The organism is Demequina subtropica (genome assembly GCF_000971235.1).
Taxonomy (GTDB): Bacteria; Actinomycetota; Actinomycetes; order Actinomycetales; family Demequinaceae; genus Demequina; species Demequina subtropica.
Genome location: NZ_BBMB01000011.1, coordinates 67,803 through 80,692 on the forward strand (window position 1 = coordinate 67,803; position 12,890 = coordinate 80,692).

The 12,890-nt window shown below is 71.7% G+C and carries 11 protein-coding genes and 2 tRNA genes; 7 read left to right on the forward strand and 6 right to left on the reverse strand.

All coding sequences use genetic code 11. The features are described 5' to 3' along the window. Positions 1-19: 19 nt before the first annotated feature. Positions 20-2,317, reverse strand: coding sequence for a beta-L-arabinofuranosidase domain-containing protein (locus tag AOM06_RS09990; protein WP_062305369.1), 2,298 nt, complete (start codon positions 2,315-2,317; stop codon positions 20-22). Between the two features lie 173 nt (positions 2,318-2,490). On the opposite strand from AOM06_RS09990, the gene AOM06_RS09995 reads away from it, so the two are divergent. Then, complete coding sequence (locus AOM06_RS09995) at positions 2,491-2,964, forward strand: hypothetical protein (protein WP_062305372.1); 474 nt, start codon at positions 2,491-2,493, stop codon at positions 2,962-2,964. Between the two features lie 25 nt (positions 2,965-2,989). Here the strand turns inward: AOM06_RS09995 and AOM06_RS10000 are convergent, their stop codons facing one another. Beyond that, entirely contained in the window at positions 2,990-3,706 is a 717-nt protein-coding gene (locus tag AOM06_RS10000) for a cache domain-containing protein (protein ID WP_062305375.1), read from the reverse strand. Continuing rightward, positions 3,703-4,464, reverse strand: a complete 762-nt coding sequence (locus AOM06_RS10005; RefSeq protein WP_169747757.1) for a FadR/GntR family transcriptional regulator — start codon at positions 4,462-4,464, stop codon at positions 3,703-3,705. The genes AOM06_RS10000 and AOM06_RS10005 overlap by 4 nt, the downstream gene beginning before the upstream one ends. Before the next feature lie 115 nt (positions 4,465-4,579). Between AOM06_RS10005 and AOM06_RS10010 the strand changes: the two genes are divergently transcribed. The 5 genes from AOM06_RS10010 (at position 4,580) to AOM06_RS10030 (ending at position 9,038) form a co-directional block, all read left to right on the forward strand. Next, entirely contained in the window at positions 4,580-5,593 is a 1,014-nt protein-coding gene (locus tag AOM06_RS10010) for an ABC transporter ATP-binding protein (protein ID WP_062305377.1), read from the forward strand. Between the two features lie 52 nt (positions 5,594-5,645). Continuing rightward, entirely contained in the window at positions 5,646-6,809 is a 1,164-nt protein-coding gene (locus AOM06_RS10015) for an extracellular solute-binding protein (protein ID WP_062305381.1), read from the forward strand. Between the two features lie 78 nt (positions 6,810-6,887). After that, complete coding sequence (locus AOM06_RS10020; RefSeq protein ID WP_062305384.1) at positions 6,888-7,754, forward strand: ABC transporter permease; 867 nt, start codon at positions 6,888-6,890, stop codon at positions 7,752-7,754. Next, positions 7,754-8,560, forward strand: coding sequence for an ABC transporter permease (locus tag AOM06_RS10025; protein WP_062305386.1), 807 nt, complete (start codon positions 7,754-7,756; stop codon positions 8,558-8,560). Before AOM06_RS10020 ends, AOM06_RS10025 begins: the two co-directional genes overlap by 1 nt. 76 nt (positions 8,561-8,636) lie before the next feature. After that, entirely contained in the window at positions 8,637-9,038 is a 402-nt protein-coding gene (locus AOM06_RS10030) for a heavy-metal-associated domain-containing protein (protein WP_062305388.1), read from the forward strand. Positions 9,039-9,106: 68 nt separating this feature from the next. On the opposite strand, the gene AOM06_RS10035 is transcribed toward AOM06_RS10030, so the two are convergent. The 3 genes from AOM06_RS10035 to AOM06_RS15095 all read right to left on the reverse strand — a co-directional run bounded on the left by AOM06_RS10035 (position 9,107) and on the right by AOM06_RS15095 (position 10,385). Next, positions 9,107-9,182, reverse strand: a tRNA-Ala gene (locus AOM06_RS10035). Positions 9,183-9,327: 145 nt separating this feature from the next. Then, positions 9,328-9,401 (reverse strand) — tRNA-Ile (locus tag AOM06_RS10040). A gap of 78 nt (positions 9,402-9,479) precedes the next feature. Further along, entirely contained in the window at positions 9,480-10,385 is a 906-nt protein-coding gene (locus AOM06_RS15095; RefSeq protein WP_228372923.1) for a DUF3566 domain-containing protein, read from the reverse strand. Between the two features lie 165 nt (positions 10,386-10,550). Here AOM06_RS15095 and AOM06_RS10050 point away from each other — a divergent pair, with 165 nt between their 5' ends. Beyond that, the gene (locus tag AOM06_RS10050) at positions 10,551-12,890 is read left to right on the forward strand and encodes a bifunctional lysylphosphatidylglycerol flippase/synthetase MprF (protein ID WP_062305390.1); all 2,340 of its coding nucleotides are present in this window, start codon (positions 10,551-10,553) and stop codon (positions 12,888-12,890) included.

The following is a 12,890-nucleotide window of genomic DNA, read 5'->3' on the forward strand; positions in this document are numbered from 1 at the left end:
CGCGACGCGCGAGGCGGCGTCAGCCCGTCGCGGTCATGAGCGCGACCGCGGCCACGCCCGCCGTCGTCCCGCCCGGGCCCGCCTCGAAGCGCACCTCGATGCCGTCGGCCGGCGCGTCGACCTCGTAGAGCGACTCGATCACGTCCCCGTACAGCGGCACGTTGCGCGCCACGGTCGACGCGGGCGCGGCGACCTCGCCGCCCAACCGCACCACCGCATCGTCCCCGCCGGACGGCAGCCCGACCAGGGTGCGGATGCGCACCAGGTGCGGTCCCGCGACCTTCGGCTTGAGGACGTAGGAGAACCAGTCCTCCGCCATGCGCCAGCTGCGCGCGTTGGTCCACTCGATGCGCGACGCGTGTGACAGGTAGCCGTGGTCCATCTCGGACTGCTGCTCGCCCGGCGCGACCACGTCGACCACGGCGGCGTCCTCGAGCTCGTCGGCGTCGAGCTCGGCGAGCATCTCGCGGAGCTCCTCGGCGGAGCCGCCCACCGGGAGGTAGACCGTCGCCCGCTCGTCGTGGATCTCGTTGTACGGCTCGAGCTCCAGCGTGACCGGTCGGGGAGCGTCCCCGTCGAGCCGGGTGGCGGTGAGCATCGCGCGACGGCCGAGCACGCCGACGTCGAGGGCGGCGTCCTCGCCCGCGCCCACCACGGCCGGCGTCTCGATCATGCGCCGCCGTGGACCGAGCGCGATGTGCGGCGCGTCCTTGCCGGTCGCGACCAGGCCCTCGAGATCGTCGGCCCCGTCGCGGTGCGCGAGCACGAACGGTCCGAGACGGAACGATGCCCACGGCGAGCCGTCAGGAAGGGGCTCGAGAGCGAGGCGGGGGGACAGCTCGAGGACGATGCGTGAGGTCCCCTCCCACCGGCGGTCGAGCGCGACCTCGCGCGCGTCGGGCGCGACCTCGACGATCTCCCCGTCGACGTTCACCTCCGCGCCGTCGGACCAGTCGGGGATGCGCAGGCGCACGCTGCGCTCCTGCGGCTCCCCGACGCTCACCTCGATCGTGACGCTCCACGAGGCCTTGAGATCCGCGCGCACCTCGATCCGGATCCCGTCCCAGTCGAGCACCGCGGGCTCGTAGATCTCGACGCGCGGGCTGTCGCCGTCGCGCGAGAACAGGAAGCGGGCGTAGCGGCAGTGGCTCTCGAGGCCGCTGCCCACGCAGCACCACATGGACTCCCCGTGGCTCGAGTACACGCGATAGTGCGCGGGCCGCAGCGGGGAGAAGTACACGAAGCCGCCGTGCTCCGGGTGCTGGACCGTGAGCGCGTGGTTGTAGATCGCGCGCTCGGCGAAGTCGACCGGCCCGAGGTCGGACGAGGTCTGCCGGAAGAGGTCCGCGATGGTCAACATGTTGAACGTGTTGCACGACTCGGGGCCGAGCGCCTCGAGGATCATCGCGCGGAAGTCCTCCTTGGGATGGAAGTGCTCGCGCACCCCGTGGCCGCCGAGCGAGATGGTGCGCTCGTGGACCACCGCGTCCCAGAAGACGTGCGCGGCATCGACCAGGTCCGCGTCGCCCGAGCGCGCGTAGCCGATCACCTTGGGCACCTGCGTGTTCGCGTGCAGCCCGGTCAGCCGGTCCTCGCCCGCGAGCAGCGGGTCGAGCAGCAGATGATGCGACCACCGACGGCCCTCGACGGCGAGGTCCTCGCGTCCCGTGAGGGCGGCGAGCCGGAAGAAGGCGTCGTTCATGCCGCCGAACTCGGCGGTCAGGATCGACTCGATCTGCGCGTCGTCGAGCTCGGCGGAGATGCCCAGCCACCAGTCGGCCCATGCGACGGCCATCGCGAGCGCGTCGTCCTGGCCGGCCGCCTCGTACGCGTCGATGAGCCCGTTGAGCGTCTTGTGGAGGTTGTACATCGGGACCCAGCGGCCGTTGAGCGCGAACGGCTCGGCCTCGATCCGACCGGCACGCAGCTCCTCACCCAGCTCCACGCCCCGCGGCGCGCCGCCCAGGTAGCCCGTGCCCACGGCGTCCTGGCACTCGCGCCACCCGTCGAGCATGGTGCGCAGCCGCGCGAGGATGTCCTCGCGTCCCGTGGCCGCGTAGAGGTGGGACAGCGCGGAGACGTAGTGGCCGCCGATATGGCCCCCCATCCCGCGCGACTCCCAGTCGCCGTAGCTCTCGACGACGGCGGGCAGGCCCGCCTCGTGCCGGTAGGGCGCGAGGAGACGATGCGGGTCGTGCGCGAGCGCGGTCGCGACCGAGCGCTCGAGCGCGGCGAGCAGCGGACCGCCGGCGAGCGTGATGGAGCCCGCGGGGAAGGACCGCGGAGCGGGGTTATTACAACGTTGGAAATCGCCCATGGCTCGAGGATAGACCGGCGCCGCGACCGGGGGATCCCGGTCGCATCCGCACGAGGTGTGGCGAATCGCACACTTCCTGGCAAAACCTACATCTTGAGGGAAGTGTGAGCCTGCCGATAGGAGACGCAACAGGACATGGAGGTAGCGATGCCGCAGACCGCCGAGGCCCGGCCATGAGCCCGTGGCCGACCGCGACGCGCGGGCGCACGGCGACGCCGACCGTCCCGTCCCCGCTCGACGACGACCCGGCGCGGCACCGCGCCAGGCTCGACCGCCTGCTGAACGGACCTCTTCTCGACGCGCGGCCGCGCCAGCGTCGGATCCTGTGCGGCGCGGTCGTCCACGTCGACGAGCTCTCCGGCCGGGTCCTGCGCTGCACGCGCGATCACGGCCATGCGGGCACCGATCACGACAACCTCGGCGCGCAGGTGCTCACCGACTGGGCCGAGTCGGGCGGCGCCGAGCTGCTCACCTCGCGCGCCCCCGTCACCCCCACCGGCCAGGCGATCGCGACGATCATGGCCCACATCCGCTCGTACGAAGGCGTGCGCCAGTGGCGCCTCGAGCGCGGGCTCGAGGACGATGCGGCGGCCGCGTGGGAGCGTGCCGAGGCGCTGCGGCTGCTGGTGAGGACCCTCGGGCGCTGAGCCCGACCGCTTGCGCCGGGAGGCGTCAGCCGCTGCCGGCGACGGCGAGCGTGCCGCCGCAGCCCGGGACGGGATGCCACTGCCATCCCTCGCCGAGCCGGCGCGCCGGCGTGCCGGGCTCGACCGCGGCGTCGGTCGCGGCGATGACGCGTCCCGCGGCGGTCCCGACCACGGCCGGCACCGCCGCCGCATGGAGCACGCCGTCGGTGAGCCGTTCGAGGCGTGCGACGGACAGGTCCGCGCCGACCACGCCCGCGAGCCTGCCGTCGACCGTGACCGGCGCGGTGAGCGTGAGCGTGAGCTCGTCCGTGCAGAGGTAGTCGATGTACGGGCCCGTGAGGTAGGCCCCGCCTGACTCGACCGCGCCGCGCCACCACTCGAGCCGCGTGTAGTCGTGGAAGGACGCGTCGAGCGGGTTGTCCACCGAGGCGAGGCGCCGGAGCGTCCCGGGCCTGGAGCCGAGACCCACGCCGTTGGCCGCGCTCACCCACCACGCGAGGTGCCAGGGAGCGTCCTCGAGATACCCGGGCGCCGCGACGAAGCCCGCGCCGATCATGGGTCGCGCATCGTCGAGGGACGGCGCCACGAGCCACTCGACCGCCTCGTCGACCGAGGGCCCGGAGGCCGCACCCGAGGACAGCGCCCCCGCGAGGCGCTGGCGCCAGTCCGACACCTCGGCGAACACGGGCCCCAGCGCGGTGCCGAGCACGTCCGCGATCTCGAGGATCGCCTCGGCGATCATCGATCCGCCGCCTCGCGGATCGCGAGCAGCCGGTCGACCAGCCAGCCGACCTGCTCCGAGACGATCGCGCGTGCCTGCTCGGGGCTCTCGTCGTCGATCGCGGCGAGCAGGCGACGATGCCGGGCCGCGTTCCCGGTCACCACGCCGTGCTCCTGCAGGGCGATCCACAGCAGCGGACCGAACTCGGCCTGGAGCCGCACCTGCTCGGACACCAGGCGCGCGGAGCGCGACAGCGCCGCGACCTCGACCCGGATGCCGTTCTCGGCGCGGCGCGCGGCCACGCCGTTGGCGACGGCACCGTCCTCGATGAGCGTGCCGAGCATCGCGACCTCGTCGGGCGTCGCGAACAGCGCCGCGCGCTCGGCCGCGGCACCCGCGATGAGCCCGTAGTGGAGCCCCATGTCGCGCAGCTCGACGCGTGACAGCCCGGTGAGGCGCGTGGTGAGCGCGGCGCGAGCATCGTCCCCGCTGCCGCAGACGAAGCTGCCGCCCGCGCGGCCACGGCGCGTCTCGATCAGCCCCGCGGTGCGCAGCGACTCGAGCGCCTCGCGCGCCGTCACGGTCGCGACGCCGAACTGCCGTCCGAGGTCCTGCTCGGTGGGAAGGCGCTCGCCCTGCTCGAGCAGGCCCAGCTGGATGGCATCGGCGAGGCGCTGCGCGACGGCCTCGGCGCGGCCCACCGGAGCAAGCGGCGCGAAGATCGCGGCATGGGTGGCGGAGCGCGCGGCGTACGCGCCGGTGCCCCAGATCAGTCCCACCGCGCCATTGTGACGGGCGCTCGTCGCCCCGGAAAGGTCTGGAACCAGAGATTTAATCAACTCGTTACACGCGACGTCTTGCAAAAGACATCTGGAACCAGATGAATAAGGGGGCATGGACCCCGCCATCCGCCTCCGCGGCCTGCACAAGCGCTTCGGCGACACCATCGCGGTCGCCGACCTCGACCTCGACATCGCCGAGGGAGAGTTCTTCTCGATGCTCGGGCCCTCGGGCTCGGGCAAGACCACGGTGCTGCGCATCATCGCGGGCTTCGAGCAGCCGACGTCCGGATCGGTCGCGCTGTTCGGCCGCGACGTCACCGCCCTCGCCCCCTTCGCCAGGCCCGTCAACACGGTCTTCCAGGACTACGCGCTCTTCCCCCACCTCAGCGTCATCGCGAACGTCGAGTACGGCCTGCGGGTCGCCGGCGTCGCGCGCAAGGAGCGCCGCGCCAAGGCGGAGGAGGCGCTCGCCTCGGTCCGGCTCGCCGGGTTCGAGGACCGGCGCCCTCACGAGCTCTCGGGCGGCCAGCGCCAGCGCGTGGCCCTCGCCCGCGCGATCGTGCTACGCCCCCAGGCCCTCCTGCTCGACGAGCCGCTCGGCGCGCTCGACCTCAAGCTGCGCGAGCAGATGCAGGTCGAGCTCAAGGAGCTCCAGCGCTCACTCGGCATCACGTTCGTGTTCGTCACGCACGACCAGGACGAGGCGCTCACGCTGAGCGACCGCGTCGCCGTCTTCGACGCGGGCCGCGTGGTCCAGCTCGGCACCCCGCGCGAGGTCTACGACCACCCCCGCAACCCGTTCATCGCCTCGTTCGTGGGCTCGTCGACCCTCCTCGAGCCTGACGTCGCGGAGAGGTTCGGGCTGCCCGCGATCGCCACGGCCGTACGGCCCGAGAGGGTCACGCTCGACGCCCCCGACGGCGGCGTGGCCGGCACCATCGCCGAGGTCATCTACACCGGCCCCGAGCACCGCATCGTGATCGACCTCGACGGCGTCGGCGCGCGGATCACCGCGCTCGAGCCCAACATCGGCGCCGCACAGCGCCGCAGCCGCGGCGACCGCGTGACCGTGAGCATCGACCCCGCCGCCGCGGCACCCCTCGAGTCGGACGCGCCTGCGGCCTGACCCACCCACCGAGCCAGCACCACCGAGCAGCATCCAACGAAAGGAATCACCCGTGTCGAAGTCCCCGTCCCGCACGGCCCTCCGGGCCGGCCTCGCCGCGACCGCGGTCGTGTCCCTCGCCGCGTGCGGCACCTCCAGCTCCGACGGCGGCTCGGAGGCCGCCGCGTCGCTCGGTGCCACCGAAGGCTCCGTCTCGATCCTCGCGTGGCCCGGCTACGTCGAGGACGGCTCCAACGACGCCTCGGTGGACTGGGTGTCCGGCTTCGAGGAGGCGACCGGCTGCATGGTCGACGCCAAGACGTACGGCACCTCCGACGAGGCCTACCAGCTCATGCAGAGCGGCGGCTACGACGTGGTCGCGGCGTCCGGAGACCTGACCCTCCGCCTCATCGCCGCTGACCTCGTCGCCCCGGTCAACACGGACCTGCTCGAGAGCTACGACGGCATCTTCGACTTCCTCAAGGACAAGGAGTGGAACTCGGTCGACGGCGTCTCCTACGGAGTCCCGCACGGCTACGGCGCCAACCTCCTCATGTTCAACACCGACGAGGTCACGCCGGCCCCCACCAGCTGGGACGTCGTCTTCGACAAGGCCTCGGACTACTCGGGCAAGGTCACGGCGTACGACTCGCCCATCTACATCGCGGATGCCGCCGTCTACCTCATGACGCACAGCCCCGAGCTGGGCATCGAGAACCCGTACGCCCTCGACGAGGACCAGTTCGCAGCCGCCGTCGACCTGCTCAAGACCCAGAACGCGAGCATCGGCGAGTACTGGTCGGACTACCTCCTGGAGATCCAGGCCTTCGAGTCCGGCGACTCCGTGGTCGGCACCACGTGGCAGGTGATCCAGAACTCGATCTCGAGCGGCAACACCGATGTGGTCCTGCCCGACGAGGGCGCGACCGGCTGGTCCGACACCTGGATGATCGCGTCGGAGTCCGAGGCGACCAACTGCGCGTACGCGTGGCTCGACTACATCGCGAGCCCCGAGGTCAACGCCCAGGCGACCGCGTACTTCGGCGAGGCGCCGTCCTCCGAGGCCGCGTGCGACTTCCGCGACGACTGCGAGGCCTACCACGCGGGCGACGAGGACTACGCGTCGCAGATCTGGTACTGGACCACGCCGGTGAGCGACTGCGTCGACGGCCGTGAGGACGTCGAGTGCGTCGACTACTCCGAGTGGACCAAGGCCTGGCAGGAGATCAAGGGCTGATCCACCCCTGACCGGCGCCGGGCCCCGCCCCCTCGGGGCCCGGCGCCCCCATCCCCCGCATCGTCCCTCGAAGGAACCATGACCTCGCATCGCGTCTCCACCTACCTGGCCCCTCGCCGGCGCCTGCAGCTCGCGAGCCTGCTGACCGCGCCGGTGCTGTGGCTGGGCCTCGTCTACATCGTCGCCCTCGCGGCGCTGCTCGTGACCGCGTTCTGGACCGTCGACGAGCTCACCGGCCAGGTGCAGATCGAGTGGACCACCGAGAACGTCGTCGAGGTGTTCACCGAGGCGCTCTACCGGACGGTCACGCTGCGGACGCTCGGCATCGCGCTGCTGGTCACCCTGATCGACATCGCGGTCGCGGTGCCGGTCGCGTTCTTCATGGCGAAGGTCGCGAGCACCCGCCTGCGCCATCTGCTGGTGATCGCGGTGCTCGCCCCGCTGTGGGCGTCCTACCTGGTCAAGGTCTACGCGTGGCGCGCGCTGCTGTCCTCGGACGGGCTCATCGAGTGGGCCGCCTCCCCGTTCGGAGGCTCGACGCCTGGCTACGGGCTCGTGGGCGTGGTGCTCACGCTGTCCTACCTGTGGCTCCCCTACGTCATCATGCCCATCTACGCGGGCTTCGACCGCGTGCCGGACCGTCTGCTCGAGGCCTCGGCGGACCTGGGGGCCCAGGGCTGGCGCACGCTCGTGTCGGTGGTGCTCCCGATGATCCGGCCGGCGATCATCGCGGGCTCGATCTTCGCCTTCTCGCTCAGCCTGGGCGACTACATCTCCACCAAGATCGTCGGCGGCGCGACGCAGATGCTGGGAACGCTCGTGTACGACAACGTCGGCGCCGCCAACAACCTCCCGCTCGCCGCCGCGATCTCCTTCATCCCGATCGGGATCATCCTCGTCTACCTCGCCGCGGTCCGCCGGACCGGGGCGCTCAGGAGCCTCTGATGCAGCTCGGACGCGTCGCCCGCATCGTCCTCGGTGCCATCACCCTGGTGGTGCTCGCCCTCATCTACCTGCCGCTCGGGGTGGTGTTCCTCAACTCGATCAGCACCTCGGAGAGCCTGTCGTGGCCGCCGCCGGGCTTCACCCTCGAGTGGTGGGGGCGCGCGCTCCACAGCACGGGGGCGCTCGAGGCGCTCGGCACGTCCGTGGTCGTCGGGCTCATCGCCTCCGCGATCGCCCTCGTGCTGGGCACGCTCGCGGCGATGGCCCTCTCGCGCTACCGGTTCTTCGGCAAGGAGACCGTCAACCTCCTCATCGTGCTGCCGATCGCCCTCCCCGGCATCGTCACCGGTATCGCGCTCAACAACGCCTTCCGCACGCTCATGGGCGTCGACCTCGCGATGTGGACGCTCGTGGTCGCGCACGCGACGTTCTGCATCGTGACCGTGTACAACAACGCCTTCGCGCGCCTCAACGCGTCGGGCACGCGCCTCGAGGAGGCGTCGATGGACCTGGGCGCGGGGCTCTTCACCACGTTCCGGCTGGTGACCTTCCCGCACCTCAAGTCCGCGCTGATGGCCGGCGGCCTGCTCGCGTTCGCGCTCAGCTTCGACGAGATCATCGTCACCACCTTCACCGCGGGCACCGGGGTCACGACCCTGCCGCTGTGGATCCTGCAGAACATGTTCCGCCCGTCGCAGGCGCCGGTGGTCGCGGTCATCGCGGTGATCCTCGCGGTCGTGTCGGTGATCCCGCTCGCGATCGCGCAGCGCCTCACGGCCAAGGATGCCGAGGCCGTGTCGCGCTGACCCCGCCGCACCGTCCCGCGACACCCCGGGACCAAGGGTTGACCTTCCAGCCCAGGGGAAGGCTTACGGTCGTGCCATGAACGACACCACGCTCGCCGGCGGGACCGGCACCGTCATCGACCTCGTCGTCTCGGGGATGACCTGCGACGGCTGCTCCTCGAGCGTGCACGATGCGCTCGTCGCCCTGCCCGGCGTGCGGTCCGCCTCCGTGGACCACGCGACCGGACGCGCCGTCGTCCTCATCGCCCCGGGGGTCCTCGCGGAGGACTTCGCCTTCGAGGCCGATGCCGCGGTGCACGACGCGGGATACACGCTCGAGTCCGCCTCGATCGCCGCGCTGGCGGCCGTCGGCGACGACGCGGGCCTCGAGTCCTGCGGCGGCCACTGCGGCTGCGGCTCGGCGCAGGACGCTGCGCCCACCCAGGTCGACAAGGACGCCGGCTGCTGCGGCGGGGGAGCGGGCGGCAGCTGCTGCTGAGCCGCGCATCGTCCCCGGACACCGGACACGACGAAGACCCCCGCCATGCGGCGGGGGCCTTCCGTGTCTGGTGGAGCCTAGGGGACTCGAACCCCTAACCCCCTGCTTGCAAAGCAGGTGCGCTACCAATTGCGCCAAGGCCCCTCGTGGTCTGCTGGATCAGCGGACCGGGTGGTGGACATCGTCCCACACGTCTCGATCGGAGTTCTCGGTGATGAGGATGTACGCCACGGCGCCGGCCACGAAGGCGGCTGCCAGGATCAGCGTGCTCTTCATCGAATCACCTCGGTGGGCCCAGGAGGACTTGAACCTCCGACCTCTTCGTTATCAGCGAAGCGCTCTAACCGCCTGAGCTATGGGCCCCTCGCGGCATCACTGCCGCGGCGATAAACGATACCGGACGCCAGCCGCGAAACAAAATCGCGGCCGGCGCAGGCCGGATCAGTCGTCCGTGAGGGTGACGTAGACGCCGCCGACGACGGAGGAGACCACGTTGTAGAGGAACGCGCCGATGGTCGACAGGGCGGTCAGCAGCACCACGTTGATGACGGCCACGAGCGTCGCCGCCCCCATCACCTTGTTCTGCTGCACGAACTGCATGATGTCGACCTCGGAGTCGGTCGAGAACAGCTTGACGACCCACTCGTTGACGAGCGTGAAGACGCCCATCTGGTTGAGCACGGTCCACAGCACGAAGACCGCGACCACGAACATGATGCCCGCGGCGATCGAGAGCAGGAAGCCGAGCTTGAGCGCCGACCATGGGTCGATGCGCGAGAGCAGCACACGCGCCTTGCGCGGGCCGCCCTTGGCCGTGGGGGTGCCCAGGTCGTCGCCGGCCTTGAAGCTGTCGGCCGCGCGGCCTGCGAAGTCCTTGACCTTGGCCGCGCCGGCACCGAGCACCGCGGTGCCGGTGCCGATCGCGCCGTCGCGCCGCGCGGGGGCCTCCGCCGGGGCGGCCGGCGTGGCGGGAGCGGCGGGGGCGGCGGGAACGCCCGTGGGGGCGAAGGCCTGAGGCTGCGTCGGGCGCACGGTCTGCGGCGCGCTCTGGCGGGGGGCCTGCTGGGGCGCGGCCTGCGGTGCGGCCTGCGGCGCGGCGGGGCGCGCCGTCGGGATGCCCTCGGGAGCCGTCTGCGGGCGCAGCGCGGTGCGGGTGGGGATCGAGCCCGTCGACGTCGGGGCCGCCGCGGGAGCGGACTGCGAGGTCGGCGACTGGGTCGACACCGGCGCCTCGGCGCCCACCGGCATGAAGGCGCGGCGCGCCGGGACCTGTCCGGTGGTCGGCTCCGTCGGCCGCGGCGTGTAGAGGCCGCGGGCCGTCGAGGTGGTGCGGTCGTCCGCGTTCATCCATGCTCCCTGTGTTCTGACGCGCTTCCCAGCGGTCCGGTCCGCACGCTCACGCGTGCGGGCATCATCGTCAAGGGTAACCGAGGCGCGTGCGCAGGTCATTCCCCCTGGTGGTGTGCCGCAGATCCCCTGCCGCAAGCGCCCCAGGTCGGTTAGCGTGGCCGCATGGCGGCCGTGGCCTCGGATCCGGAGAGCATGTCGACCGCCGCGCGCGCCCTCGCGTTCGCGCGCCGCGTGCCGGGCACGATCGCGGTCACGGTCGTGATCCTCGCGGTGGGCGCGCTCACCGGCGCGCTGTGGACGTCCGCCGAGTCCAACGGTCTGGTCGACAGGTGGGGCTGGGGGGTCGACGAGTTCTCCGACGGCCGCTGGCTCAACCTGATCGCCGGGGCCGCGATCGCGCCCGAGCCGTGGATGTACGGCCTGATCCTCGCCGTGTTCTGCGTCGGGGGCGGCTACCTCGAGCTGCACTACGGCACGCTCCGGATGCTGCTCGCGGTCCTGGGGACCCATGTGGTCGCGGTGCTGGCGACCGCGGGGCTGCTGCTGGCGCTCGGCGCCGCGGGGGTCGACTGGGCCGAGGAGCTCGCGCACGTCCCCGACGTGGGCTTCAGCAACGGCGGCTTCGGAGCGCTCGGCGCGGCGACGGCAGGCTTCCCGTTGCTGTGGCGCCGGCGCGTCCGGCTCGTGGTGTCGCTGTACTGCATCGCGATGATCCTCTACGCCGCCGAGATCTGGGACTTCACCCACGCGACGGCCTTCCTCACCGGCGTGCTCATCGGCCCCTGGGTGGTGGGTCGCGCACGCGAGAGCGTCGACTGGCGGTTCGGCACGCAGGAGGTGCGCGATGCCGCAGCCATCGTCCTCGCGTTCGGGAGCCTCCATCAGCTCCTCACCCGCATCTGGCCCGGCTCGGGCGGGATCCTGGACTTCGGTGGCAGCACGGACGATGCCACCATCACCACGCTCGGCCTCGTGGGCAGCGCGGTGGTCTCGCTCGCGTTCGCGTACGCGCTGCACAAGGGCCGTCGGGGCGCGTGGTGGGTCATCGTCGTCCTCGCGTCCCTCGCCCTCATCGGCGGCTTCTTCGCGGAGCTGACCCCCTCGGTGGTGCTCGACCTGCTGCTCGACGCCGCGCTCGTGGTGCTGCTGGTGGGCTGGCGGCGCTGCTTCGCGGTGAAGGCGTCGAAGGCCAACCGGCGCCGCGTGTGGCGGCGGGGCCTCATGACCCTGGCGGGCCTCATGACGTTCACGGTCGTCGCGATCCTGGCGCTCGGCGATCAGATCTCCCCCGCGCCCACGCTCGGCCGTGCGGTCGGCGAGGCGGCCGCTCGCGTGGTCGGCGGCACCACGGGCCTCGAGGGCACCACCGACCTCGCGCGCACCCTGCTCAGCGCGATCGGGATCGTCTGGTTCATCGCCTTCGCGATCTTCCTGGCCTCGCTGCTGCTCGCGTCGCGCCAGCACAGCACCGAGGCCGCCGTGCGGGACCGCTACATCGCGCTCCAGCGGGACACACCCGCCATGACGAGCATCGGGTACATGACCCGGTGGGACGGCATCGACCACTGGATCACCGACGACGGACGCGGGGGCGTCGGCTTCAAGCAGGTCGGCAGCACCGTCATCGTCCTCTCCGATCCCGTGGGCGACGCGGGCGTCTCCGCGACGCACGCCGAGCTCGCGGACCACTGCCGCTCCCGCGGGTGGCGCCTCGCCTACTTCGCCGTGAGCGAGGACGCGCGGATCGCGCTCGAGGAGGCGGGCTGGAAGGGCATCCAGGTCGCCGAGGACACGGTCATCCACCTGCCGGAGCTTGCCTTCACCGGCAAGGCCTGGCAGGACGTGCGGTCCGCGATCAACCGCGCCAAGCGCGAGGGCGTGACGATGCGCACCGTGCGCTTCGCGGATGCGCCCCGCGGCATGAAGGACCAGCTCGAGGCGATCTCCGCGCAGTGGGCGGGGGACAAGTCGCTTCCCGAGATGGGCTTCACGCTGGGCGACCTTCACGAGGCGGACGACCCCAACGTCGAGATGCACGTGGCGGTCGACGCGGACGGCACCGTCCACGGCATGACCAGCTGGCTGCCGGTCTACCGGGACGGCGACGTGGTCGGCTGGACCATCGACATCATGAAGCGCCGGCTCGACGACGGCGTGATGAGCGGGGTGATGGAGTTCCTCATCGCGCAGTCCGCTGTCGAGTTCAAGGAGGCGGGCTACGAGTTCATCTCGCTGTCCGCCGCGCCGCTCAGCTACTCAGGCGAGGTCGAGGGGACCATCGAGCGCCTGCTCGACGTGCTCGCCGACAAGATGGAGCCGTACTACGGCTTCACGAGCCTCGAGCGGTTCAAGGCGAAGTTCAAGCCCGAGCACCGTCCGCTGTTCCTCATGTACCCGGACGAGGCTCAGCTGCCCGCGATCGCGGCCGCCATCCTGCGCGCCTACCTCCCGGACGCGACCGCCGCCGACCTGGTGCGCGCGGCGGTGACGCGCCCCGACTGA